Source organism: Mycobacterium sp. RTGN6 (assembly GCF_033804605.1).
GTDB lineage: Bacteria > Actinomycetota > Actinomycetes > Mycobacteriales > Mycobacteriaceae > Mycobacterium.
On record NZ_JAPZKZ010000006.1, the window covers coordinates 284,125 to 306,383 of the forward strand.

Annotated in this window: 24 protein-coding genes; 14 read left to right on the forward strand and 10 right to left on the reverse strand. The window is 66.4% G+C overall.

Features of this window, described 5'->3' with window-relative positions; all coding sequences use genetic code 11:
* Nucleotides 1–4: 4 nt before the first annotated feature.
* Nucleotides 5–1,183, reverse strand: a complete 1,179-nt coding sequence (locus tag SLQ33_RS16825) for an acyl-CoA dehydrogenase family protein (protein ID WP_319454997.1) — start codon at nucleotides 1,181–1,183, stop codon at nucleotides 5–7.
* Nucleotides 1,184–1,354: 171 nt separating this feature from the next.
* Here SLQ33_RS16825 and SLQ33_RS16830 point away from each other — a divergent pair, with 171 nt between their 5' ends.
* The 12 genes from SLQ33_RS16830 (at nucleotide 1,355) to SLQ33_RS16885 (ending at nucleotide 13,142) form a co-directional block, all read left to right on the forward strand.
* Nucleotides 1,355–1,546 (forward strand): ferredoxin, encoded by a 192-nt coding sequence (locus SLQ33_RS16830; RefSeq protein ID WP_319454998.1) that lies wholly within the window; start codon nucleotides 1,355–1,357, stop codon nucleotides 1,544–1,546.
* Nucleotides 1,547–1,559: 13 nt separating this feature from the next.
* The gene (locus SLQ33_RS16835; RefSeq protein WP_319454999.1) at nucleotides 1,560–2,480 is read left to right on the forward strand and encodes a 3-oxoacyl-ACP reductase; all 921 of its coding nucleotides are present in this window, start codon (nucleotides 1,560–1,562) and stop codon (nucleotides 2,478–2,480) included.
* A gap of 257 nt (nucleotides 2,481–2,737) precedes the next feature.
* Complete coding sequence (locus SLQ33_RS16840; RefSeq protein ID WP_319455000.1) at nucleotides 2,738–3,502, forward strand: ABC transporter permease; 765 nt, start codon at nucleotides 2,738–2,740, stop codon at nucleotides 3,500–3,502.
* The gene (locus tag SLQ33_RS16845; RefSeq protein ID WP_319455001.1) at nucleotides 3,499–4,341 is read left to right on the forward strand and encodes an ABC transporter permease; all 843 of its coding nucleotides are present in this window, start codon (nucleotides 3,499–3,501) and stop codon (nucleotides 4,339–4,341) included. Before SLQ33_RS16840 ends, SLQ33_RS16845 begins: the two co-directional genes overlap by 4 nt.
* A 7-nt stretch (nucleotides 4,342–4,348) precedes the next feature.
* On the forward strand, nucleotides 4,349–5,551 hold the full coding sequence (locus SLQ33_RS16850; RefSeq protein WP_319455002.1) for an MCE family protein: 1,203 nt from the start codon (nucleotides 4,349–4,351) through the stop codon (nucleotides 5,549–5,551).
* Nucleotides 5,551–6,588: an MCE family protein gene (locus tag SLQ33_RS16855; protein ID WP_319455003.1), complete on the forward strand. Its 1,038-nt coding sequence runs from the start codon at nucleotides 5,551–5,553 to the stop codon at nucleotides 6,586–6,588. The genes SLQ33_RS16850 and SLQ33_RS16855 overlap by 1 nt, the downstream gene beginning before the upstream one ends.
* The gene (locus SLQ33_RS16860; protein ID WP_319455004.1) at nucleotides 6,581–7,639 is read left to right on the forward strand and encodes an MCE family protein; all 1,059 of its coding nucleotides are present in this window, start codon (nucleotides 6,581–6,583) and stop codon (nucleotides 7,637–7,639) included. The genes SLQ33_RS16855 and SLQ33_RS16860 overlap by 8 nt, the downstream gene beginning before the upstream one ends.
* Nucleotides 7,636–9,042, forward strand: a complete 1,407-nt coding sequence (locus tag SLQ33_RS16865; RefSeq protein ID WP_319455005.1) for an MCE family protein — start codon at nucleotides 7,636–7,638, stop codon at nucleotides 9,040–9,042. Before SLQ33_RS16860 ends, SLQ33_RS16865 begins: the two co-directional genes overlap by 4 nt.
* Nucleotides 9,042–10,238, forward strand: a complete 1,197-nt coding sequence (locus SLQ33_RS16870; RefSeq protein ID WP_413467715.1) for an MCE family protein — start codon at nucleotides 9,042–9,044, stop codon at nucleotides 10,236–10,238. Before SLQ33_RS16865 ends, SLQ33_RS16870 begins: the two co-directional genes overlap by 1 nt.
* Nucleotides 10,238–11,935 carry an MCE family protein gene (locus SLQ33_RS16875; RefSeq protein ID WP_319455006.1) on the forward strand — a complete coding sequence of 566 codons (1,698 nt, stop codon included), beginning with the start codon at nucleotides 10,238–10,240 and terminating at the stop codon, nucleotides 11,933–11,935. The genes SLQ33_RS16870 and SLQ33_RS16875 overlap by 1 nt, the downstream gene beginning before the upstream one ends.
* Complete coding sequence (locus SLQ33_RS16880; RefSeq protein ID WP_319455007.1) at nucleotides 11,935–12,648, forward strand: mammalian cell entry protein; 714 nt, start codon at nucleotides 11,935–11,937, stop codon at nucleotides 12,646–12,648. The genes SLQ33_RS16875 and SLQ33_RS16880 overlap by 1 nt, the downstream gene beginning before the upstream one ends.
* A complete protein-coding gene (locus SLQ33_RS16885) occupies nucleotides 12,648–13,142 on the forward strand; it encodes a mammalian cell entry protein (protein WP_319455008.1) in 495 nt (164 codons plus the stop codon). The genes SLQ33_RS16880 and SLQ33_RS16885 overlap by 1 nt, the downstream gene beginning before the upstream one ends.
* On the opposite strand, the gene SLQ33_RS16890 is transcribed toward SLQ33_RS16885, so the two are convergent.
* The 4 genes from SLQ33_RS16890 to SLQ33_RS16905 all read right to left on the reverse strand — a co-directional run bounded on the left by SLQ33_RS16890 (nucleotide 13,129) and on the right by SLQ33_RS16905 (nucleotide 15,672).
* Complete coding sequence (locus SLQ33_RS16890) at nucleotides 13,129–14,598, reverse strand: trehalose-6-phosphate synthase (protein WP_319455009.1); 1,470 nt, start codon at nucleotides 14,596–14,598, stop codon at nucleotides 13,129–13,131. The genes SLQ33_RS16885 and SLQ33_RS16890 overlap by 14 nt on opposite strands.
* Nucleotides 14,598–14,762 carry a hypothetical protein gene (locus SLQ33_RS16895; RefSeq protein ID WP_319455010.1) on the reverse strand — a complete coding sequence of 55 codons (165 nt, stop codon included), beginning with the start codon at nucleotides 14,760–14,762 and terminating at the stop codon, nucleotides 14,598–14,600. Before SLQ33_RS16895 ends, SLQ33_RS16890 begins: the two co-directional genes overlap by 1 nt.
* A gap of 48 nt (nucleotides 14,763–14,810) precedes the next feature.
* Complete coding sequence (locus tag SLQ33_RS16900) at nucleotides 14,811–15,179, reverse strand: intersectin-EH binding protein Ibp1 (RefSeq protein ID WP_319455175.1); 369 nt, start codon at nucleotides 15,177–15,179, stop codon at nucleotides 14,811–14,813.
* Between the two features lie 136 nt (nucleotides 15,180–15,315).
* Nucleotides 15,316–15,672 carry an intersectin-EH binding protein Ibp1 gene (locus tag SLQ33_RS16905; RefSeq protein ID WP_319455011.1) on the reverse strand — a complete coding sequence of 119 codons (357 nt, stop codon included), beginning with the start codon at nucleotides 15,670–15,672 and terminating at the stop codon, nucleotides 15,316–15,318.
* A gap of 262 nt (nucleotides 15,673–15,934) precedes the next feature.
* Here SLQ33_RS16905 and SLQ33_RS16910 point away from each other — a divergent pair, with 262 nt between their 5' ends.
* Nucleotides 15,935–16,774, forward strand: a complete 840-nt coding sequence (locus SLQ33_RS16910) for an SDR family oxidoreductase (RefSeq protein WP_319455012.1) — start codon at nucleotides 15,935–15,937, stop codon at nucleotides 16,772–16,774.
* On the opposite strand, the gene SLQ33_RS16915 is transcribed toward SLQ33_RS16910, so the two are convergent.
* From SLQ33_RS16915 to SLQ33_RS16935, 5 genes are all read right to left on the reverse strand, one after another.
* Nucleotides 16,771–17,661, reverse strand: coding sequence for an NAD(P)-dependent oxidoreductase (locus SLQ33_RS16915; protein ID WP_319455013.1), 891 nt, complete (start codon nucleotides 17,659–17,661; stop codon nucleotides 16,771–16,773). The genes SLQ33_RS16910 and SLQ33_RS16915 overlap by 4 nt on opposite strands.
* 162 nt (nucleotides 17,662–17,823) lie before the next feature.
* Nucleotides 17,824–19,089 carry an MFS transporter gene (locus SLQ33_RS16920; protein WP_319455014.1) on the reverse strand — a complete coding sequence of 422 codons (1,266 nt, stop codon included), beginning with the start codon at nucleotides 19,087–19,089 and terminating at the stop codon, nucleotides 17,824–17,826.
* Nucleotides 19,086–20,447, reverse strand: coding sequence for a rhodanese-like domain-containing protein (locus SLQ33_RS16925; protein WP_319455015.1), 1,362 nt, complete (start codon nucleotides 20,445–20,447; stop codon nucleotides 19,086–19,088). The genes SLQ33_RS16920 and SLQ33_RS16925 overlap by 4 nt, the downstream gene beginning before the upstream one ends.
* 2 nt (nucleotides 20,448–20,449) lie before the next feature.
* Nucleotides 20,450–20,941: a DUF4395 family protein gene (locus SLQ33_RS16930; RefSeq protein WP_319455016.1), complete on the reverse strand. Its 492-nt coding sequence runs from the start codon at nucleotides 20,939–20,941 to the stop codon at nucleotides 20,450–20,452.
* A 41-nt stretch (nucleotides 20,942–20,982) separates the two neighbouring features.
* Nucleotides 20,983–21,663 carry a metalloregulator ArsR/SmtB family transcription factor gene (locus SLQ33_RS16935; protein WP_319455017.1) on the reverse strand — a complete coding sequence of 227 codons (681 nt, stop codon included), beginning with the start codon at nucleotides 21,661–21,663 and terminating at the stop codon, nucleotides 20,983–20,985.
* A gap of 128 nt (nucleotides 21,664–21,791) precedes the next feature.
* Here SLQ33_RS16935 and SLQ33_RS16940 point away from each other — a divergent pair, with 128 nt between their 5' ends.
* Nucleotides 21,792–22,259: an SRPBCC family protein gene (locus tag SLQ33_RS16940; RefSeq protein WP_319455018.1), complete on the forward strand. Its 468-nt coding sequence runs from the start codon at nucleotides 21,792–21,794 to the stop codon at nucleotides 22,257–22,259.

Sequence of the window (22,259 nt, forward strand, 5' to 3'; positions counted from 1 at the left end):
TCTCTTACCGGTTCACTCGGGGCAGGCCGAGGGCCACCATGCCAATGATGTCGCGCTGAATCTCGTTGGTACCGCCGCCGAAGGTCAGGATCAGGCAAGAGCGGTGCATGCGTTCGATGCGGCCACGCAGCAGCGCGCCGGGGGTGTCCTTGCGGAGCGTCGCCGCCGTGCCGAGCACCTCCATGAGCAGCCGGTAGGCCTCGGTGGCCAGCTCGGTGCCGTACACCTTGGCCGCCGATGCGTCGGCGGGCGAAGGGGCGGCCTCGGTCGAGGCCAGTTCCCAGTTGATGAGCTTGAGCACCTCGGCCTTGGCGTGTACGCGAGCGAGGTTGAGTTGCACCCATTCCGAGTCGATCAGACGTCGGCCGTGTGCGTCCTTGGTGTTCTGCGCCCATTCGCGGACGCCGTCGAGCGCCGAGAAGATCGGCTGCGCCGAAACCAGGGCGACGCGTTCGTGGTTGAGCTGGTTGGTGACGAGCTTCCAGCCGCCGTTCTCCTCGCCGACGAGCGCTGACTTCGGGACACGGACGTCCTGGTAGTAGGTGGCGCTGGTGTCGACGCCGGACATGGTGTGCACCGGCGTCCAGGAGAAGCCGTCGGCCGTCGTCGGCACGATGAGCATCGAGATGCCGCGGTGCTTCTTGGCCTCGGGATTGGTGCGGACGGCCAGCCACACGTAGTCGGCGTAGGCGATGAGGCTGGTCCACATCTTCTGGCCGTTGATGACGTAGTCGTCGCCGTCGTGCACCGCGGCGGTGCGCAGCGCGGCGAGGTCGGTGCCCGCGCCCGGCTCGGAGTAGCCGATGGCGAAGTGCAGCTCGCCGGCGGCGATCTTGGGTAGGAAGAACTTCTTCTGCTCCTCGGTGCCGAAGTGCATGATCGTCGGCGCGACGCTGTTGATCGTCAGGAACGGCACGGGCACGTTGGCGATCGAAGCCTCGTCGTTGAAGATCAGGCCGTCCATCGGCGGCCGCGCCTGGCCGCCGAACTCCTTGGGCCAGGACAGCGTCAGCCAGCCGTCCTTGCCCATCTGCTGGACGGTGTCGCGATAGACGTTGCCCCGGCCCATCTCGCCCTCACTGCTGGACAGCGCCTCGGCTCGCTCGGGGGTCATCAGCTTGGTGAAGTACGCGCGCAGTTCGCGGCGCAACTCCTCCTGCTCGGGCGTGTATCCGATGCGCATGGCGACTTCCTCTTTCGTCCGTGAACCTTGGGCCCAAACAGGGGCACTGCCTTTCCCGGTTGTAACACGTTCTAGTCTTGGGGTCCAGGCCGGTGTCACACTGGCATCCGTCGAGTGAGGTCGTATTCTGGCCCGCACACGGTTGGTGCGAGTACTGCAGGGAGGTTTGTCGTGCGAGTTGAAGTCGATCGCGACCGCTGCGAAGGCAACGCGGTATGCCTTGGAATTGCCCCGGACCTGTTCGATCTCGACGACGAGGACTACGCCGTCGTCAAGCTCGATCCCGTACCCGACGACCAGGAGGAGCTCGCGGAGCAGGCCATCCAGGAATGCCCAAGAGCCGCCTTGATCCGCAGAGACTAGAGGTATTCATAAATTGACGACACAATCTGACGCGACGGACCTGTCTGGCCTGGTCGCGGTGGTCACAGGTGCGGCAGCGGGGCTCGGACGGGCCGAGGCCATCGGGCTGGCGCGTGCGGGCGCCACGGTGGTGGTCAACGACATCGCCCCCGCACTGGACTCCTCCGACGTGCTCGCCGAGATTGCTGCGGTGGGCAGCAAGGGCGTTGCGGTGCCCGGCGACATCAGCGAGCGCAGCACCGCCGACGAGCTGGTCGCGACCGCCGACGGCCTCGGCGGCCTGGCCATCGTGGTCAACAACGCGGGGATCACGCGTGACCGCATGTTGTTCAACATGACCGACGAAGACTGGGATGCCGTCATCGCCGTGCACCTGCGCGGTCACTTCCTCCTGACGCGCAACGCGGCCACCTACTGGCGGGACAAGGCAAAGTCCAACGGCGGCACCGTCTATGGGCGCATCGTCAACACGTCGTCGGAGGCCGGGCTCGCCGGTCCAGTCGGTCAGGCCAACTACGGCGCGGCGAAGGCGGGCATCACGGCGTTGACGCTGACGGCCGCGCGCGCGCTGGGACGCTACGGCGTTCGGGCCAATGCGATCGCGCCGCGGGCCAGGACCGCGATGACCGCCGACGTGTTCGGAGACGCACCGGAATTGGCCGAGGGCAAGGTCGACGCGCTGTCACCCGAGCACGTGGTCAACCTGGTCCGGTTCCTGTCGTCGCCGGCCTCCGAAGGGGTCAACGGACAGCTGTTCATCGTTTACGGTCCGACCGTGACGTTGGTTGCGGCGCCCATCGCGGAGCAGCACTTCACCGCGCCAGCCGACGCGTGGGCTGCGGCAGACCTCGACGAGACGTTGCGCGAATACTTTGCTGACCGTGATCCGGAACGTGGTTTCTCCGCTACTGGACTGATGGAGTCGCGAGACTGAAGTGCCACGTTGTCAACCCCGCGATAACGGTAGAACACGTTCCAGAATGATCCGCGTCACACTTGCCCTGAACAGCATAGATAGGCTTATTGCGGCGGATCTTGCGGTTCTTTGACACTGCGAACACGTTCTAGTTAATATGAGCCGGCTCACTAAGAGCAACGCTTAACCACGGGCGATGGGGCTAGCGCGAGCGTCAATAACGGACCCTTCGCCATGACGCCCGATCGTCCCCGCCCCGAAGAACGGAGCCGAGCTTGATCGAACAGCTTGCGGTTCCGGCCCGGGCCGTTGGCGGGTTCGTCGAGATGTCCATCGACACCTTCGTCAAGATCTTCCGGCGGCCGTTTCAGTTCCGCGAGTTCCTCGATCAGACGTGGATGATCGCGCGGGTGTCGCTGGTGCCGACACTGCTGGTTGCCATCCCGTTCACCGTGCTCGTCGCCTTCACGCTCAACATCCTGCTTCGCGAGATCGGCGCCGCCGACCTATCGGGCGCCGGCACCGCCTTCGGCACCATCACCCAATTGGGGCCCGTGGTGACCGTGCTGGTGGTCGCGGGCGCAGGCGCGACGGCCATCTGTGCCGACCTGGGTGCGCGGACCATCCGCGAGGAGATCGACGCCATGCGGGTGCTCGGCATCGACCCGATCCAGCGGCTGGTGGTGCCGCGCGTGCTGGCGTCGACCTTCGTCGCGCTCCTGCTCAACGGCCTGGTGTGTGCGATCGGCCTTTCGGGCGGGTACGCCTTCTCGGTCTTCCTTCAGGGCGTCAACCCGGGGGCGTTCATCGATGGCCTGACGGTGTTGACCGGGCTGCCGGAGCTCCTGCTTGCCGAGGTCAAGGCCCTGCTGTTCGGCGTGGTGGCCGGGCTCGTCGGGTGTTACCGCGGGCTGACCGTGCAGGGTGGCCCCAAGGGCGTTGGCATCGCGGTCAACGAAACCGTGGTCTACGCATTCATCTGCCTGTTCGTGATCAACGTCATCATGACCGCGATCGGCGTCCGGGTGTTGACGAAGTGAGCTACGACGCGACGGTGCGCATGCGCCGCTTCTTCCGTAGCTTCCCGAGGGCGGTCGACACGGTCGGCGAACAGGCGCTGTTCTATGGCGAGTCGATCCGCTACATCCCGAACGCGCTGACGCGCTACCGCAAGGAGACCGTCCGACTCATCGCCGAGATGACGATGGGCACCGGAGCGCTGGTGATGATCGGCGGAACGGTCGGCGTCGCGGCGTTCATGACGCTGGCGTCTGGCGGCGTCATCGCGGTACAGGGTTATTCGTCGTTGGGGGACATCGGCATCGAGGCGCTGACCGGCTTCCTGTCGGCGTTCCTCAACGTCCGCATCGTGGCGCCGGTGATTGCGGGCATCGCGTTGGCGGCCACCATCGGGGCGGGCACCACGGCACAGTTGGGCGCGATGCGCGTCGCCGAGGAGATCGACGCCGTCGAGGCGATGGCGGTGCACTCGGTGTCCTACCTGGTGTCGACGCGCATCATCGCCGGGTTGATCGCGATCGTGCCGCTGTACGCATTGTCGGTACTGGCCGCGTTCTTCGCCGCGCGGTTCACCACCGTGTTCATCAACGGCCAGTCCGCGGGCCTGTACGACCACTACTTCAACACCTTCCTGGTGCCGACAGACCTGTTGTGGTCGTTCCTCCAGGCCATCGTCATGTCCGTCGCGGTGATGTTGGTCCATACCTACTACGGGTACAACGCGTCCGGTGGCCCCGTCGGCGTCGGCATCGCGGTCGGCCAGGCCGTCCGCACGTCGCTGATCGTGGTCGTCACCATCGTCCTGTTCATCTCACTCGCCGTCTACGGCGCGTCCGGCAACTTCAACCTCTCCGGGTAGGGCACCGATGGCAGGAGAAGATGCGAAGCGCAGCCACGTCCGGATCGCTGCGGCGATCCTCGCGGCGGCCGTCGTGGCCGCCGTCGTCTTCACCTACCTCTCGTACACCGCCGTCTTTACGAGCGTCGACACCGTGACGGTGCTGTCGCCACGGGCCGGCCTTGTGATGGAGCGGGACGCCAAGGTCAAGTACCGCGGCATCCAGATCGGCAAGGTCAAGGACATCGAGTACGCAGGGGATCAGGCCAAGCTGACCCTGGCGATCGACAGCAGCCAGCTGCCCTACATCCCGTCCAACGCGAACGTACGCATCGGCGGCACGACGGTCTTCGGGGCCAAGGCGGTGGAGTTCGTGCCGCCGGACAACCCGTCGGGCAACACGCTGCGGCCCGGCGCGCAGGTGCAGGCGTCCTCGGTGCAGCTCGAGGTGAACACGCTCTTCCAGACGCTGACCGACGTGCTCAAGAAGGTCGACCCGATCAACCTCAACGCCACCATCACGGCCTTGGGGGAGGGCCTACGCGGCAACGGTGACGACCTCGGCGCAACGATTTCAGGGCTGAATTACTATCTGCAGCAACTCAATCCGAAGTTGCCCACGCTGCAAGAGGACTTCCAGAAGACGGCAGTGGTCGCGAACGTCTACGGCGACGCAGCGCCCGACCTGGCCAAGGTCTTCGACGCCGCGCCCACGATCAGCAACACGATCATCGACCAGCAGGACAACCTCAACGCCACGCTGCTGGCCGCCACGGGGCTGGCCAACAACGGCACCGCGACGCTTGCCCCCGCGGCCGAGGACTTCATCGCCGCCATCCAGCGCTTCCGCGCGCCGTTGAAAGTGGTGGGGGACTACTCGCCAGAGCTTGGCTGCATCTTGAAGGGCACCAAGAAGGCGCTCGACACGTTCGCACCCGTCATCGGCGGCGTCCGACCCGGCTTGTTCGTGGCGTCGAACTTCCTGCCTGGCGCACCGGCGTACACCTACCCGGAGAGCCTGCCGATGGTCAACGCCTCCGGCGGCCCCAACTGCCGCGGTCTTCCCGACGTACCGACCAAGCAGTTCGGCGGGTCGTGGTACCACACGCCGTTCCTGGTCACCGACAACGCCTACATTCCGTTCCAGCCCAACACCGAGTTGCAGTTCGACGCACCCTCGACGCTGCAGTTCCTGTTCCACGGGGCGTACGCGGAACGGGACGACTACTGATGCCCAACAAGAACAGCAATCTGATCAAGGTCAGCATCTTCACCATCGTGATGCTGTTGGTTGCGGCGGGGCTCGTGGTCGTGTTCGGGCAGTTCCGCTTCGCGGGCGGCGGTACCTATCACGCGACCTTCACTGAGGCATCGCGGCTGAAGTCGGGCCAGGACGTCCGCATCGCAGGCGTGCTGGTCGGCTCGGTCAAGAAGATCAAGCTCAACCCCGACAACACCGTCGACGTCGCGTTCGACGTGAACGATCGCTATCAGCTGTACACCTCCACCAGGGCAGCGGTGCGGTACCAGAACCTCGTCGGCGACCGCTACCTCGAGATCACCTCGGGCCCAGGCGAACTGCGCAAGTTGCCGGCCGGGGCCACCATCCCCAAGGAGAACACCCAGCCCGCGCTTGACCTCGACGCGCTGCTCGGCGGATTGCGCCCGGTGCTCAAGGGACTCGACGGTACGAAGGTCAACGAAGTCAGCAATGCCGTCATCGAACTGCTGCAGGGTCAGGGCGGGGCGCTGTCCAACATGCTTGCGAACACCAGCTCCTTCACCCAGGACCTCGCCGCGCGGGACCAGCTCATCGGCGACGTGATCAACAACCTCAACACCGTGCTGGCCACCGTCGACGACAAGGGCGCGCAGTTCGACGCCAGCGTCGACCAGCTCCAGCAGCTCATCACTGGCCTCGCGGAGCACCGCGACCCGGTCGCCGGCGCCATCCCACCGCTCGCCTCCGCCAGCAACGACCTCACCGAGCTATTGCAGACGAGCCGCCGTCCCATTCAGGGCGTCATCGAAAACCTCCGCCCGTTCGCGCAGCGGTTGGACGAACGCAAGGGTGACGTCAACAAGGTCATCGAACCGCTCGCGGAGAACTACCTGCGACTCAACGCGCTCGGCGCGTACGGATCGTTCTTCAACATCTACTACTGCTCGATCCGGATGAAGATCAACGGGCCTGCCGGCAGCGACATCCTCATCCCGTTCGGCGGTCCACCCGATCCCTCGAAGGGCAGGTGCTCGGAGAATGGCTAGGCCCGACGGCGGAAATGCCATCCGCACAGGCATCTTCGGCATCGCAGTGGTGGCGTGCCTGGTACTGGTGTCGTTCGGCTACACCGGCTTGCCATTCTGGCCGCAGGGCAAGAACTATGCGGCCTTCTTCACCGACGCGGGCGGCATCGTGCCCGGCAACGACGTGAACGTCTCCGGCATCAAGGTCGGCAAGGTGTCGAACGTGGAACTGGCGGGCGATACGGCGAAGGTCACGTTCACCGTCGACCGCCACATCAGGGTGGGCGACCAGTCGCTCGTCGCAATCAAGACGGACACGGTGCTTGGCGAGAAGTCGCTGGGGGTGTCGCCACAGGGCACGGGCAACGCCACCGTGATCCCGTTGGGCCGCACCACGACTCCGTACACGCTGAACACCGCGCTTCAGGACCTGGGCGAGACCGCCAGCGAGCTCGACAAGCCCAAGTTCGAGCAGGCGCTGCAGACCCTGACCGCCACGTTGAAGGACGCCACGCCGCAACTCCGCGGCGCGCTGGACGGGGTGGCCAACCTTTCGCGCAGCCTGAACCAGCGCGACGAGGCGCTGCAACAGCTGCTGGTGCACGCCAAGCGGGTGTCCGACACGCTCGCGCAGCGCTCGGGCCAGGTGAACCAACTGGTCACCGATGGCAATCTGCTGTTCGCCGCACTCGATGAGCGACGGCAGGCGCTGAGCAACCTGATCTCAGGCATCGACGATGTCTCTCAACAGCTTTCAGGTTTCGTCGCCGACAACCGCCGCGAGTTCAAGCCCGCCCTGGACAAGCTCAACGCCGTGATGGACAACCTGCTCGAGCGCAAGGAACACATCGGCGAGGCGTTGCGCAGGCTCCCGCCATACGCGACAGCGCTTGGCGAAGTGGTCGGCTCTGGACCTGGCTTCCAGATCAACCTGTACGGCCTGCCGCCCGCCAGCCTCTCCGAGGTGTTGCTCGACACCTACTTCCAGCCGGGCAAGCTGCCCGACAGCCTCGCCGACTACCTGCGCGGATACATCTCCGAGCGCATGATCATTAGGCCGAAGTCCCCATGACACAGGAGAATTCGACGACCTCGCGCTCACGCTGGCTGCGGCTGGCGGTGGTGGGCATGCTGGTGGCCGCCTTGGTCGGTGGCGTCTACCTGGTTTGGCCGGCGCGCCAGGGCCACAAGGTGGTGGCGTACTTCACCAACGCCGTCGGGCTCTACCCCGGTGACGACGTGCGGGTGGTCGGGGTGCCGGTGGGCACCATCGAGTCGATTCAGCCGCGCGCCACCGACGTCAAGGTCACCATGAAGGTGCGTGACGACGTCAAGCTGCCCGCCGATGCCAAGGCGATCGTGATCGCCCCGAACCTGGTGTCCGCCAGGTTCATTCAGTTTGCGCCGGCCTATAAGAGCGGCCCCGCGATGGCCGACGGCGCCGAGGTGGGCCTCGACCGCACGGGCGTTCCGGTGGAGTGGGACGAGGTCAAGGAACAGCTCACTGCGCTGAGCACGCAACTCGGACCGCAGCAGGGTTCGATGCAGGGGCCGCTGAGCGAGTTCGTGAACCAGGCCGCCGACACCTTCGACGGCAACGGCGACTCGTTCCGCAACGCGTTGCGCGAACTATCGCAAACTGCTGGCCGATTGGGGGACTCGCGCACCGACCTGTTCGGTACCGTGCGCAACCTCCAGGTGCTCGTCAACGCGCTGTCGAACAGCAATGAGCAGATCGTTCAGTTCTCCAACCACGTCGCCTCGGTGTCGCAGGTGCTGGCCGACAGCTCGGTCGACCTCGACGCCACCCTCGGCACGCTGAACCAGGCCCTTGCTGACGTCAAGGGCTTCCTCAACGAGAACAACACGGCGCTGATCGGCCAGATCAGCAAGCTCACCGAATTCACGACGATGCTGACCGAGCACAGTGACGACATCGAGCAGGTGCTGCACATCACGCCGAACGGCCTGGCGAACTTCTACAACATCTACAACCCGGCACAGGGCACGGTCGGCGGGCTGCTGTCGCTGCCGAACTTCTCCAACCCGGTCCAGTTCATCTGCGGCGGTACGTTCGACGTCGGCGCCTCACCCGACAACTACAAGCGCGCGGAGATCTGCCGCCAGCGCATGGGACCGGTGTTCAAACGGCTGGCGGTGAACTATCCGCCGATCCTGTTCCACCCGATCAACAGCATCACGGCGTACAAGGGCCAGATCATCTACGACACCCCGGAGACCGAGGCCAAGGCTCAGACCCCGGTGCCGTATCTGCAATGGAATCCGGCGCCTGGCGTGACGCCGCCGATGATGAACCCCGACGGCACGTTGAGTGACCTCATCCTGCCGCCACCCCCCGTGGTCGGTCAGGTCTCGCAGGCAGGCCCAGTGCCGGAACCCCCGCCGATGGGGGCAGGCCCGCTACCCGGCCCACCGCCCGTCGAGCCGCTTCCCGCTGAACAGGGAGGTGGGTAGTGCGTAAGACGTTGCGTGGCAAGGTATTGCGCTCCGGCCGGAGGGCGGTGGCGCTCGGCTCCGGCACGGTTCTGCTCGCCGGCTGCTCGTTCGGTGGGCTGAACTCGCTCGACATGCCGGGCACCGCGGGCCACGGCTCCGGCTCGTACAACATCACCGTCGAGCTGCCCGACGTGGCGACGCTCCCGCAGAACTCACCGGTGATGGTCGACGACGTCACCGTCGGCAGCGTGTCCGGCATCGACGCGGTGCAGCGGCCCGACGGCACGTTCTTCGCGGCGGTGACGCTGTCGCTCGACTCCAGCGTCGACCTGCCCGACAACTCGAGCGCGACGGTCGCGCAGACCTCGCTGCTGGGTTCTCAGCACGTCGAGCTCATTCGGCCCGTGGACGGGTCCGGGCAGGGCAGGCTGAAGGAGGGCTCCAACATCCCGTTGGAGCGCACCGGCCGCTACCCGACCACCGAAGAGGTGCTGTCGTCGCTCGGCGTCGTGGTGAACAAGGGCAATCTCGGTGCGCTGCAGGACATCACCGACGAGGCCTTCGCCGCGGTGGCGGGCCGGGCGGGCAGTTTCGCCGAGCTGATCCCGCGGCTGGCGGAGCTGACCAGCTCACTGGATGCGCAGACCGCCGACATCATCACCGCGGCCGAGGGGCTGAACCGCTTCGCGGGCATCTTGGCCCGAAGCAAGGACAATCTCGGCCGAGCCCTTGACTCGCTGCCCGGCGCGCTGAAGGTGTTGAACGACAATCGATCCAACCTCGTCGACGCATTCACTGCGTTGCGTGAGTTCGCCGGCGTGGCTTCTCACGTGCTGTCGGAGACCAAGTCCGACTTCGCCGCCGACTTCAAGGACCTCTACCCGGTGATCAAGGCGTTCAACGACAATGCCGACGACTTCATCTCGGACCTCGAGCTGCTGCCCACGTTCCCGTTCCAGTACAAGTATCTGCGCAACGCCGTACGTGGCGACTACCTCAACGTGTTCGTCACGTTCGACCTGACAGTGCGGCGCACCGGTGAGTCCGTGTTCACCACCTCGAAGGGCTTCGACCCCAACATGAAGCATCTCGACGAGGTCATCAACCCGCCGGACTTCCTGACCGGCGCGATGTCGAACCTCTCGGGTCAGGCCGCGGATCCGTTCAAGATCCCGCCCGGTAGCGCGACTCAACACACCGAGGCGGTGCCCTGATGCTCGACCGGCTAACCCGTCTGCAGTTGACGATCTTCGCGATCGTCACGGTGCTCTGCGTCGGCGCCATCTCGGCGTTCTACCTCCACCTCCCGTCCGCGGTCGGCATCGGCAGCTACGACGTGACCGCCGACTTCGTCGCCGCTGGCGGGCTGTACCAGAACGCAAACGTCACCTACCGCGGCGTCACCATCGGCCGGGTCGAGTCCGTCGGGCTCACCGCCGACGGTGTCGTCGCCAGCATGCGGCTGAACAAGGACACGCCCGTCCCCGAGAACGTCAAGGCCACGGTCAAGAGCGTGTCGGCCATCGGCGAGCAGTACGTCGACCTGGTGCCCCCGGATGACGCGTCCTCGTCGACGCTGCGCGACGGGTCGAGCATCGGCGTCGAGAACACCGCCATCGGCCAGGACATCGCCGGGTTGCTCACCCAGGCCGAAAAGCTCGTCAACAGCGTCGGCGACAGCCGAATCCAGGACTTGCTTCGCGAAACGTTCAAGGCGTTCAACGGATCCGGGCCCGAGCTGGCGCGGCTGATCCAGTCGTCGCGGCTGCTGATCGACGAGGCCAACTCGAACTACGGCCAGACCACCCAGCTGATCGACCAGGCCGGACCCTTCCTCGACTCTCAGATCGCCGCGGGCGACGACATCAAGTCGGCGGCCGAGGGGCTGGCCCGCTTCACCACCGAACTCGCCAACGCCGATCCGCAGCTGCGTTCCGTGCTGCAGACCGTGCCCGGCGCGACGGAGGCGGCGAACACCACGTTCGACGGCATCCGTCCGACGTTCCCGATGTTGGCCGCGAACCTGGCCAACTTCGGCCGCATCGGCGTGATCTACCACAAGTCGATCGAACAGGCGCTGGTGATCTTCCCCGCCCTGATGGCCGCGCTCATCACCGTCGGCGGCGGACTGCCCGCGGACGAGGGCGGAAAGCTCGACTTCAAGGTCGACCTCGGCGACCCACCGCCCTGTTCGACCGGATTCATCCCGCCTCCGCTGATCCGAACGCCTGCCGACACCACGCTGCGCGACCTGCCGACCGACCTCTACTGCAAGACGGCGCAGAACGATGCTGCGGTGGTCCGCGGCGCGCGCAACTACCCGTGCCAGGAGTTCCCCGGCAAGCGGGCCCCGACCGTCCAGCTGTGCCGGGATCCGGTGGGCTACGTCCCGATCGGGACCAACCCGTGGCGTGGACCGCCGGTGCCGTACGACTACCCGGTCACCAACCCGCGGAACATCACGCCGCCCAACAAGTTCCCCTACATTCCGCCTGCCGCGGACTACGACCCGGGCCCTCCGTCCGTGCAGCTGCCGCCGGGTGTGCAACCGGGCCCCGGTCCCGCGCCGCAGGCGCCGTTCCCGCTTCCGGTGCCGCCGAGCGACCCCGGGGTGCCGCCGCCGCCCTGGCCGTTCTTCGCCCCGCCGGATCAGGTGCTGCCGCCCTACGCTCGTGAGGCACCCGCGGCGCCGGCCCCTGACCCGTTGCCTGCCGAGGCTCCAGCGCCAGCCCCGCTGCCCGCCGAGGGAGGCCCACCGCAGGCCAGTGCCCCCGCCACGGCCACGTACGATTCCAGGACGGGTGTCTTCGTCGACCCCGCCGGGGGGACCGGCGTCTACGCCGCTGGCACAGACAAGCTGGCCCCCGCGGAGACGTGGGTAGACCTGATGTTGGATCCACGGAAGGTGTGATGGGCCCGAAGGACACGAACGAGGCGACGTCCGAGACGACCACCTCGCGGGCGGTCACGCGGCGCCGTGCGTCGCGCGCGGCCGGGCCAGCGACCGACGACGTCGGCCCAGCACCGGTTGCCATCACCGTCGCGAAGCCCGCGACCGAGAGACCGCGCGCCACGACCAACGCCTTCGGCCGGCCGCCACGCCGCCAGCCGAGCCGGGGGAAGGTCGTCGTCGCCGCGTTCGGGGTGCTCGCGGTGCTCGTGCTCGTGCTCGGCTTGGCAACGGCCTTCGCCGCCGACTCGCAGCGCAACGCGGATGCCAGGGACGCGCGCAATCAGCGCTTCGTCGACACCGCGTCGCAGACCGTCGTCAACATGTTCAGCTACACCCAGAACACCATCGACGAGAGCGTGAACCGCTTCGTCGGCGGGATCTCTGGGCCGTTGCGCGACATGATGAGTCAGGGCAACAACGTCGACAACCTCAAGGCGATCTTCCGCGACACCCAGGCGAACTCCGAGGCCGTCGTCAACGGCGCGGCGCTGGAGAAGATCGACGACATCGCCAAGAACGCGTCGGTGCTCGTGGCGGTACGCGTCACCGTCACCGACATCGACGGGGTGAACTCGCCGTCGAAGCCCTACCGGCTACGCGTGATCGTGCACGAGGACGACAACGGCCACATGACCGGCTACGACCTCAAGTACCCGGACGGGGGCAACTGATGGGCCGCGTTGCCGCCAGGTTGGTGGCCTTCGTCGGCGTGCTGGTGGCCGTCGGGGTCGTCGCTCTGGCCGGGCTCGGCGGGTATCTGTACTGGGAGCGGGTCGAGACCCGGGAGGCGAAGCAGACGTCGGACACGTTGCCCGCCTTGGCGACCGAACAGATTCCGCTGATCTTCGGCTACGACTACCAGACCGTCGAACGCAGCCTCGACGACGCCGCCCGGCTGCTCACCACGGACTACGAGCGGGAGTTCAAGGACCGCGCCGCCAAGGACATCATCCCGCAGGCGCGCGAACGCCAACTCGTCAGCCAGGCGAACGTCGTCGGCGCGGGAATGCTTGACGCCCATCGCGATTCAGGGTCGGTGATGGTGTTCATGAACCGGACCGTGACCGACAAGTCCAAGCAGCCGATCTATGACGGCAGTCGACTCCGCGTGGACTACGAGAAGCAAAGCGGCGAATGGAAGATCAAGTACATCACTCCGATCTAGCTGACTCCGCGTCGCGCGTCGACGCCAGCGCGTCGAGGAACGACCGAGCCCAGCGATCGACGTCGTGCGCGAGTACCTGACGGCGCATCGCACGCATCCGGCGCCGCCCCTCCTCGGGTGACTGGTTCAGGGCCTCTTCGATCGAGTCCTTCACGCCGTCAAGGTGATTCGGGTTGGTCAGGTAGGCCTGGCGCAGTTCCGCCGCGGCACCGGTGAACTCACTGAGCACCAGCGCCCCGCCGAGATCGCTGCGGCACGCCACGTATTCCTTGGCCACCAGGTTCATGCCGTCGCGCAGCGGGGTGACCAGCATGACGTCCGCGGCGACGAAGAACGCGATCAGTTCGTCGCGCGGCACCGCCTGGTGCAGGTAGTGCACGACCGGATGCCCGACCTTGCCGTACTCGCCGTTGATGTGGCCGACCTGACGCTCGATGTCCTCGCGCATCGCGATGTAGCTCTCGACGCGTTCGCGGCTCGGGGTGGCCAGTTGCACCAACACGGTGTCCTCAGGATCGGCGCGGTGCTCCTCGAGCAGCTCCGAAAACGCCTCCAGCCGAACGTTGATGCCCTTGGTGTAGTCGAGCCTGTCGACGCCGAGCATGATCTTGCGTGGGTTGCCGAGCTCGGCGCGAATCTCCTGGGCCCGTTGCCGGACGCTGCGGTTGCGGGCCGTGGTGTCGAGAGCTGTGGAGTCGATGGAGATCGGGAAGGCGCCGACCTTCACCGTGCGGAAGCCGACCTGGATCTCGCCGTACCGCGACCGAACCCCTACCGTCGCGCGCGAGGTGTTCGCGCCGATGAGCCGTCGGGCCAGGATGAGGAAGTTCTGCGCGCCACCCGGCAGATGGAACCCGACGAGGTCGGCGCCAAGCAGCCCCTCGATGATCTCGGTCCGCCACGGCATCTGCATGAAGAGCTCGATCGGCGGAAACGGGATGTGCAGGAAGAACCCGATCGTCAGGTCGGGTCGCAGCATGCGCAGCATCTTGGGCACCAGCTGCAGCTGGTAGTCCTGCACCCACACCGTCGCACCGGGTGCCGCGGCCTTGGCCGTAGCCTCGGCGAAACGGCGGTTCACGTCGACGTAGGAGTCCCACCACTCGCGGTGGTAGATCGGCTTGACGATGACGTCGTGGTACAGCGGCCACAGCGTGGCGTTGGAGAAGCCCTCGTAGTAGTCGGCGACGTCGGCTGCGGACAGCCGCACCGGACGCATCTCGAGGTCGTCCTCGACGAGGGGATCCTCGTCGCCGTCGGTGATGCCGGGCCAGCCGATCCAGGCTCCGCGGCGCTTGCGCAGCAGCGGCTCGAGCGCGGTCACCAGACCGCCAGGGCTGCGCTTGAACGTGGTGGTGCCATCCGGCAGCCGCTCCACGTCGATGGGCAGCCGGTTGGCGACCACGACGAAGTCGGAGGTCCCGGAGGCGGCGTCGGTGCCTCCCCCAGGCGTCACTACGCGTCGAGCTTCGCGTGTCCGATGCCGAGCATGGACAGGAATACCCGGCACTCGTCGGCGTCGGTGGCGTACGCGGCGACTACGCGTCGGGCCTGGCTCGCGGTGTCGTCGGCGACGGGTTCGACGTCGTCGATCTCGGCGTGATCAGTCTTGGCTGCCATGAAACCACTCTAGGCGATTCGTCCAGCAGCCAGGGAATGGTCGGCTGACTACTCCATTCCGTGGACCGTGGGGGAGCTGCCGACGCTGGACGTGGGCGGCACGTAGGCCGGTGCGTCCTCGGCAAGACCGATGCACTGACCCGAGTTGTGTCCGGTGCAGGGAATGCCGTCGATCTCGGGGATGTCGGGGTTCCCGGGGATGCTGCCGAACGGGGAAGCGGGCGAGTTCGGCACCGTGTGCGGAAGGCAAACGCCGGTGAAGTTGTCTTCCTCTTCACCGGTCGGGCACGCGGCGACGTGAGATGCGGGCCCGACCGACGGCGCCGTAAACGCGGCGACGGCAGGAGCCGCTGCGACAGCGAGCGCGAAACCGCCGGCAAGTAGTAGTCGTCGTGCTGAGCTCTCGAAGGTCCCCATCGTCACGCTTTCTGTCGTTATTGACCGTGTCGTCGGGATGAAGTCTATGGAAGCTGCAGGAAATCTGCACAGGTTCCACCAGTTCCCTGAGAACGTGTCGCGACAGGTTGCGGCCGTATCGGCGCTGGGATAGCGCTTAGGCGACGCCGTGCACGGTCGGGCTGCTGCCGACGCTGGAGGACGGCGGCACGTAGGACGGCGCATCCTCGGAGAGGCCGATGCACTGACCTGAGTTGGCTCCGGTGCACGGAATGCCGTCGACCGAGGGCAGCCCGCCCTGCGACGTCGAGCCGAACTCGGGCGAGTTCGGCACCAGTTCCGGCGTGCACGTGGTGGTGAAGGTGTCCTCGATCTCGCCGTTGGGGCACGCCGCGACGGATGGGGCCGGAGCGGACGGCACGGCAAGGGCGGCGACCGCCGGAGCCGCGGCGACCGCGACCGCGAATCCTCCGGTGAGGATGAGGCGTCGAACTGAGAACTCTGGGGTCGCCATGGCTCGCTTTCGGTAGTGGTGTCATCGATTTCGCAGGCACGCTGCTTAGCTCAGAATACGCGCAGCAGGTCGACTTGAGCGGCTGATCGAGCCGAAAACTGGTGCGGCCGTGCCGTTTCTGACAACTGACTGTGCGCGAGCTGTGTCATTGCTGGCGAGCGGCTGCGGCGGTACCCCGTCGGCCGCGTGACGGCGCATGGTTCGATGACGAGAACGTGTTTCAGTTTTGACACTTGTGGACGTCTCGAATCGGAGGACAGCGGTGCAGCTTTCGTTGGCGGATAGAACCTTCATCGTCACCGGCGGTGGCAGCGGAATCGGCAAGGGCGTGGCGGCTGCCGTGGTCGCCGCGGGCGGCAACGCGATGCTCGTCGGCCGCAACGCCGACCGGTTGGCGGCGGCCACCGACGAGCTCAACGGGCAGGCGGGAGCGGGCAGCGGGTCGGCCCGCTACGAGCCCGCCGACGTCACCAACGAGGACGAGGTCGCACGGTTCGTCGACGCGGCCACCGCCTGGACGGGACGGCTGCACGGCGTCGTGCACTGCGCGGGTGGGTCCGAGACCATCGGGCCGATCACCCAGGTCGACTCCGAACTGTGGCGACGCACCGTCGATCTCAACGTCAACGGAAGCATGTACATGCTCAAGCACAGCGCCCGGGAATTGGTGCGCGGCGGGGGCGGATCGTTCATCGGCATCTCGTCGATCGCGGCGAGCAACACGCACCGATGGTTCGGCGCCTACGGGGTGAGCAAGTCCGCGATCGACCATCTCATGCAATTGGGTGCTGACGAGCTTGGGGCGTCCGGGGTGCGAGTCAACTCGATCAGGCCGGGCCTGATTCGCACCGAACTCGTTGCGCTAGTGATCGATTCACCCGAGCTCAGTGAGGATTACCGGATCAACACGCCCCTGCCGCGAGTCGGCGAGGTCTCCGACATCGCCAATGCGGCGGTGTTCCTGCTCAGCGATGCCGCATCGTGGATCACCGGACAGGTCATCAACGTCGACGGTGGCCAGATGCTGCGCCGCGGGCCCGACTACTCGTCGATGCTCGAACCCGTCTTTGGTGCCGATGGTCTTCGCGGCGTGGTGAACTAGCCGGCTGGATGTGCGCCGCCGGCCTCCCAGTCGGCCAGCGCCCCCACCGCCGACCAGTCCAACGCCCCGCCTCCGCGGGCCAGCAGCGCCAGGAAGCGGTCCCGCAGCAGGCTTGCGATCGGCAGCGGGACGCCGAGCTCCTCGCCTGCGGCCAAGACGAGTCGCACGTCTTTGAGTCCCAGCGTCGCCGCGAACCCGGCGGGTTCGAACTCGCGGCGGGCGATGAGCCCGCCGTACGTGTCGTAGACCGGTGCGCCGAACAACGTCGACGTGAGGATGTCGAGGTACTGCTCCTTGTCGACGCCGGCCTTGCCGACCAGCGCCATCGCCTCGCCAAGCGACTCGATCACCGACGCGATGAGGAAGTTGCCGCTGAGCTTCACCAGGCTCGCTGCCCAAGGCTGTTCGGCGACCACGAAGGTGCGCTGGCCGATGGCGTCGAAGATCGGTGAAACGGCATGGAGTGCAGCGGGTTCGGCCGCCGCGACCACGAACAGTTTCGCCGCCTCCGCGGCTTCGGGGCGCCCGAAAACCGGTGCCGCGACGAACCGCTGGCTGCGCTTGGCGTGCGCATCGGTCAGGCGCTCGGCCAACGCCACGCTGACCGTCGAGCACGACACGTGCGTCGCCGATGCGCCGAGCGTCGCAAGAATGCCGTCGGGCCCGAACGACACCGCCTCGACCGCATCGTCGTTGGCGAGCATGGTGACGACGACGTCGCCCCGACAGGCCTGGGCGACGCTGGCTGCGGCCTGGGCCCCGAGCGCTTCGAGGGGGCCGACCTTGTCAGGCGAGCGGTTGTACACGGTGACGGAGTGGCCGGCGCGGACCAGATTGGCCGCCATCGCGGAGCCCATGTTTCCCAGTCCGATGAATCCGATGTCCATGCGTCCACTTCTACGCTTCCGCACAATGAACTCGTGAAGCTGTAGGTTCGCGGGTCGCGTCGCGAGTTCTCATCTGAAATGGCGGAAGGCGGCGGATCCGCCATAGGCCTGCGGCGGGGAAGCGCGATCTCCACCGGCTCTGTGACTGCCGACCGTTTCTGGTCACTTGCCGGTGTCGGTTCTTGCGCTGGTGGGATGGGTCTCGTACATGCGCATCGCGACGGCGAGCCCGGAGGCGACGGTGATGGCGGCGGCGGCCCAGATCGCGGCGCGCAGCCCCCACAGGTCGGCGGTGAGGCCGCCTACGATGGCGCCGGCGGCGTATCCGCTGTCGCGCCAGAATCGGTAGACGCCCACCGCGCGGGCCCGCCACAGCGGGTGAGCGACGTCGCCGACGGCGGCCAGCAGGGTCGGGTAGACCATCGCGGTACCCGCACCAAGGAGGGCGGTGGCCGCGAGCCACCACATGAACGTGGTGCCCGTGGCGATCAGCGCCAGCCCGGCGGCTTGAGTGAGCATGCCGGCGGTGATGAGGTGCTTGCGGCCCCACCGGTCCGACAAGGCGCCGGTGCCCAGTTGGCCCGCGCCCCATACGGCCGGGTAGACCGCGATCAGGATGCCGATGCGGTCGACGGCCATTCCGGTGGTGGCGAACAGGATCGGGAACAGGCCCCAGGACAGGCCGAAGTTGAGGTTGTTGACCAGGCCGGCCTGGCTGGCCGAGGACAGCGCCGGTTCGGTGAAGCTGGTGCGCAGGAAGATCTGGCGGTTGCTCGGCGCGGCGTCGTGGTGGGTGTTGTGGTGGCGGCTGGCTTCCAGCTGGGCGTGGCCGCGGGTTTCGCGGACGAACATCGCGCACACGCCTAGGGCTATCAGCGCGTAGGACAGGCCGAGCAGGAATGGCGCGGGCCGCAGACCATAGTGAGCGGCGAGGTAGCCCGCCAGCACCGCAGTGATGGCGACGGCGCCGTAACCGGCGGCTTCATTGAAACCCATGGCCAGGCCGCGCTGTCGGGGCCCGACGAGGTCGATCTTCATGACCACAGTGGTCGACCAGGTCAGGCCTTGGTTGATGCCCAACAGCACGTTGGCCGCGATCACCCATCCCCAGGACGGCGCCCAAATCAGCAGCAGCGGAACGGGAATGGCGAGCAGCCAGCCTGCGAGCAGCACGGGTTTGCGTCCGAAGCGGTCTGACCAGGTGCCGGCGAGGTAGTTGGTGGCGGCCTTCGTGATGCCGAAGGCGAACACGTAGGTGAGCAGGAATGTGTAGCCAGTCAGGTGGAATTCTTGCTTGGCGAGCAGGGGCAGCACGGTTTGTTCCTGGCCAACCATGCCGCCGACGAGAGCGTTGACGGCTACCAGCAGACAGAACTGGGAAAGGTTGGCACGCAGTCCGAGCCGCGGTTGGCGAGCTGTGGTGCTCACCCGCCGGTGTCCAAGCGACGGCCAGTAGCCGCGGCCCAGTCCTGGGGTCCGCCGTCGAGCACGACGAGGTCGCGGTGGCCGGCCGCTTCGAGCAGGCTGGCTGCGCCCATCGCGCGTTCACCATGCCCGCACATCACCACGGTCGGTTCATCAGGAACTTCGGCGGCCCGGTGCGGGATATCGCCGAGTTCGACATGCATCGCGCCAGGCAGATGTCCATCGAGGTATTCGGAACGCTGCCGGATATCCAGAACGCGGCGCTCGTCGATATTCTCGGCCCGCGTCAGCGGGATGCGGGCGGTATCGTGGCCAGCTGCGGTCCACGTCGACATTCCCCCGTCGAGTTCGCCGATGATGTTGTCGTATCCGATCTTGGCGGCCTGCCAAGCGATGTCGGCGGAGTCTTGATCGGCGTCCGCCACGATGATCAGCGGTCGATCGGCCGGCGCGAGCCAGCCCAGCCAGGATGCGAACACCGGCCGCAACGGGATCGAGATCGCCCCGCGCACATGGCTCGCGGCGAAGCGGTCCAACGGGCGGGCATCGATGAGGACTGCGCCCTCGGCAAGGTGCGCCCGCACCGCGTCCACACTGAGTGATGTCAGTTTCGGGTCACCGTCGAGATGCGGCGGGCCGATGCGGTTGATCTCCCCGAGCCGGCGGAAGTAGGGTGGATGGCTACCCAGTGAGCCGAGAAGCTGTGCCACGAAGGCGTTTTCGTCGGTGGCTTGTAGCAGCGGGTTGGTAGCCAGCTCGCGGGCGATGGTGCTGGTGCGTTCGGTGCCCGGCGGCGCCGAACAAAATGATCCGGCACCGTGGGTGGGCCACACCTGGACCTCACCGGGCAGGGCGGCCAGTCGGTGCAGTGACGCGTATTGGGCGCGGGTGAATTCGTCGGTGCGCTCCTCCGAGATCAAATCGGTTCGGGCGGCCGAGCCCACGATGAGTGACCCGCCGGTAAACACTCCGACTTCTCGGTCGCCATCGAGCAGGAGAAAAGCCACGTGCTCGTGGGTGTGTCCAGGTGTCAGCAGAGCGCGCAGACGCAACCCTCCCAGGTCAACCTCGTCACCATCGTGCAGGCCCGCGTGCGCGAACTCGCGGTGACCTGCCGCCGACGCGAGCACCTTCGCTCCAGCGGTTGCCGCGAGTTGGTTTGCACCGGAGAGGAAATCGGCGTGCAGGTGGGTATCGGCGGCGAACGCTACCGTCAAACCCCGCTTGGCCGCGGCCTCACGAACAGCGCGTAGGTCGCGGCTGACGTCAACGACCAGCGCTCGCCCGTCACCCAGATCGACTAGGTAGGCCGAATTCCCCAGTCCTTCGTCTACCAGTGGTACCAAATCAACCTTGGCCACCACTACGCCCTCCGTTCCGCTGGTGCACTCCGTCGACCGACGACGGTGTTGTAGATGAACGACGGAATGCAGAAGTTCGTGGTGCTGGCAAGTCCGCCAACCAAAATCAGCAGGACGCCGAGCGTGATCCCCACGATGTCTGCGCCGACGTAGAAGGCCCAGCCCGCCGCGATCAGCCACACTGTCGCGACAACGAAAACAATGTGTCGCTGCGGGCCCGAGTTGGGGAAAGGCCCCGTGCGGGTCAGATAGCGCATTCCGTAGTTGTAGAGAAGATCAAACGGGTGAAACGGGAGGAAGATGCCAACGGATGTGATTGCCGCAAGCACCCACAGCACAACGGGTGACGTCAACACCACACCGATCAGCGTGACCAGCGTGCCAAGCGTGTACGTCCAGCGCATCCACGGCGCCAGTTCGGTGAGTGTCTTGTCGTCGAGTCCACAGAAGCCTTGAGCTTCGAGGCGACGGCGGACGGTTGGATTCACAGTCATTTCATGCCCCTATCGGTCGGGTCTCCTGGTGTCGTGACCCGTTACTTGCCCGTGCGCACTGGCCGCCCCGCGAGCCACCACTCCGGGTAACCCTCGGTGAGGCGTTGCGCCTTGAGTCCGTTTGCGCGCAGCGCCGTGACGGCTTCGTCGGCGTACACGCAGTAGGGCCCGCGGCAGTACGCCACGTATTCCTTCTCGCGGGGAAGTTCGGCTAGGCGAGCTGATAGGTCCGCCACGGGTAGGGAACGCGCACCGGCGATATGTCCGGCCGCGTATTCCTGCTCGGGTCGCACGTCCAGGACTATGACCTCGCCAGTGGTCATGCGACGCGACAGTTCGTCGGGTGTGACCGGTTCGAAGCCACCGCGATCACCGAAAAAGTCGTCCACGACCCGGTCGACCTCGGCCAGGTGTTGCTCGGCGGTATGGCGAAGGGCCAGTACCAGAGTGATGACCTCTGGCCCGGCCAGTCGGTAGTGCACGAATAGGCCCTCGCGCCGCGCCAGCACGAGTTGGGCCTGCCGCAGTTGTTGCAGATGCCGCGATGCGTTGGCGATCGAGAGGCCGGTCTGCGAGGCCAGCGATTCGACTGTGCGCTCACCCTGCGCAAGGACTTCGAGGATCTCTAGGCGGTGAGGGTTGGCCAGCGCCTTGCCGATGCGGGCGAACTCTCCGTAGAGCCTGTCTTTGAAGTCCCGCTTGGCCCCTGCCTCGATAATCACCTATTCAACGTAATACGTGAATATGCTGTTCACAACCCCAACGCTGTGGAAGACTCGGCCCGTGCCGACCGCTCAGCACGGGCAGGCGAGCATCGCAGATCGCCGCGCCCGCAACGAAGGAGGAGGCCTTGGCAACCGCGACTACCGGTGAGGCACGAATCGAGATCGTCGCCGCACCGCTGACGGTCTACGAACTCATCAGCGACATCACCCGCATGGGCGACTGGAGCCCGGAGTGTTACCGCTGCGAATGGCTCGACGGCGCCACCGCCGCCGAGGTCGGCGCCCGCTTCCGCGGCCACAACAGGCTGGGCAAAGTCCGCTGGCACACCGATGCGATCGTCACGGTCGCCGATCCGGGACGGGAGTTCGCGTTCACGATCCTGCACAAGAACGGCCGCGAAGAAACGTTGTGGCGCTACCAAATTCGGGAAGTCGGGGCCAGTGCGGAGGTGATCGAGTCGTACCGTTTTCTGTGGTGCCCGATTGCGAACCGCATCGCCGAAGTGCCCATCCCGCGCAACAAGCAACTCCGTCGGGGCATTCAAGAGACCTTGAACCGAATCAAGACGGCCGCCGAACAGGCTTCCGTTTAG

What these genes read in the sequence shown, in the direction of transcription:
- SLQ33_RS16825 (WP_319454997.1), bottom strand. Translation starts at nt 1,183, where the DNA reads ATGCGCATCGGATACACGCCCGAGCAGGAGGAGTTGCGCCGCGAACTG.
- SLQ33_RS16850 (WP_319455002.1), top strand. Translation starts at nt 4,349, where the DNA reads ATGGCAGGAGAAGATGCGAAGCGCAGCCACGTCCGGATCGCTGCGGCG.
- SLQ33_RS16855 (WP_319455003.1), top strand. Translation starts at nt 5,551, where the DNA reads ATGCCCAACAAGAACAGCAATCTGATCAAGGTCAGCATCTTCACCATC.
- SLQ33_RS16860 (WP_319455004.1), top strand. Translation starts at nt 6,581, where the DNA reads ATGGCTAGGCCCGACGGCGGAAATGCCATCCGCACAGGCATCTTCGGC.
- SLQ33_RS16865 (WP_319455005.1), top strand. Translation starts at nt 7,636, where the DNA reads ATGACACAGGAGAATTCGACGACCTCGCGCTCACGCTGGCTGCGGCTG.
- SLQ33_RS16875 (WP_319455006.1), top strand. Translation starts at nt 10,238, where the DNA reads ATGCTCGACCGGCTAACCCGTCTGCAGTTGACGATCTTCGCGATCGTC.
- SLQ33_RS16880 (WP_319455007.1), top strand. Translation starts at nt 11,935, where the DNA reads ATGGGCCCGAAGGACACGAACGAGGCGACGTCCGAGACGACCACCTCG.
- SLQ33_RS16885 (WP_319455008.1), top strand. Translation starts at nt 12,648, where the DNA reads ATGGGCCGCGTTGCCGCCAGGTTGGTGGCCTTCGTCGGCGTGCTGGTG.
- SLQ33_RS16895 (WP_319455010.1), bottom strand. Translation starts at nt 14,762, where the DNA reads ATGGCAGCCAAGACTGATCACGCCGAGATCGACGACGTCGAACCCGTC.
- SLQ33_RS16900 (WP_319455175.1), bottom strand. Translation starts at nt 15,179, where the DNA reads ATGGGGACCTTCGAGAGCTCAGCACGACGACTACTACTTGCCGGCGGT.
- SLQ33_RS16905 (WP_319455011.1), bottom strand. Translation starts at nt 15,672, where the DNA reads ATGGCGACCCCAGAGTTCTCAGTTCGACGCCTCATCCTCACCGGAGGA.
- SLQ33_RS16915 (WP_319455013.1), bottom strand. Translation starts at nt 17,661, where the DNA reads ATGGACATCGGATTCATCGGACTGGGAAACATGGGCTCCGCGATGGCG.
- SLQ33_RS16930 (WP_319455016.1), bottom strand. Translation starts at nt 20,941, where the DNA reads ATGACTGTGAATCCAACCGTCCGCCGTCGCCTCGAAGCTCAAGGCTTC.